The sequence below is a fragment of the Lewinella sp. genome, from assembly GCF_050633125.1.
GTDB lineage: Bacteria > Bacteroidota > Bacteroidia > Chitinophagales > Saprospiraceae > Lewinella.
Genome location: NZ_JBOEFX010000187.1, coordinates 1 through 874, shown reverse-complemented (window position 1 = coordinate 874; position 874 = coordinate 1). Strand labels below are relative to the sequence as shown.

The following is an 874-nucleotide window of genomic DNA, read 5'->3' as shown; positions in this document are numbered from 1 at the left end:
TAAGAGCTTGTTGGGAAATTTTATTTGGTCTAAGTAAATGGTCATCAGCGTATCTTTAGGTCGACCAAAACTTCAAGATATGCAACCCAAATATGAGCGGCTCACTGATGACCAGTGGAAAGTTATCAAACAATTTATCAACTGGCAAAGAAAGCGGAAAATAGATTTGAGAGATGTCTTTAATGCTATACTGTTTGTAACCAGAAGTGGCCTGCAATGGAGATGTTTAGAGCAAACCAATTTTCCTGATTGGCAAGCGGTTTACTACTATTTTAAAAAATGGGATAAAGAGGGTACGATCTACGAAATCAATTTGGCATTAAATCAACTGGAACGTTTACAAAAAGGTAGAGAGCCCTTGCCCAGCTTAGGTTTAGTAGACTCGCAAAGTATCAAGCTAATGCCAACTTGCCACATAGAAAGAGGGCTCGATGGCAATAAAAAAGTGAATGGTAGAAAGCGTCATATTCTAGTTGACATCCTAGGTCGAATATATGATTGCCATATTCATTCGGCTAATCTGCACGACAGTCCTCAAGGATGTAACCTATTAAACCGATGTCTTGACTTCGGTGATCGCTTAGAAACGATCATGGCGGATAAAACCTATCGTGGTACGTTTGCTGATGCCGTAGAGGATTGTGGTATGGAATTTAAAATTCCTCATCGGCCAGATGGTACCAAAGGTTTTATCTTAGAGGCCAAGCGTTGGATAGTAGAAAGAAGCTTTGCTTGGCTAAATTTCTTCCGCCGTGTAGTCATTGACTATGAAAAAACGATACAAAGTGCTAGAGCTTTTGTGTTATTAGCTAATATTTCAATGATTCTTTGGAGAATAGATTATTCTGCGTTATAAAATTTCCCAACAAGCTCT

Annotated in this window: 1 protein-coding gene; it reads left to right on the top strand. The window is 38.9% G+C overall.

Features of this window, described 5'->3' with window-relative positions; all coding sequences use genetic code 11:
- The first annotated feature begins 79 nt into the window (after positions 1 to 79).
- The gene (locus tag ACRBG0_RS27530) at positions 80 to 856 is read left to right on the top strand and encodes an IS5 family transposase (RefSeq protein WP_431490043.1); all 777 of its coding nucleotides are present in this window, start codon (positions 80 to 82) and stop codon (positions 854 to 856) included.
- The last annotated feature ends 18 nt before the right edge of the window (positions 857 to 874 follow it).

Excerpts from the sequence above, each read along its gene's own strand:
- ACRBG0_RS27530 (WP_431490043.1), top strand. The coding sequence starts at position 80 with ATGCAACCCAAATATGAGCGGCTCACTGATGACCAGTGGAAAGTTATC.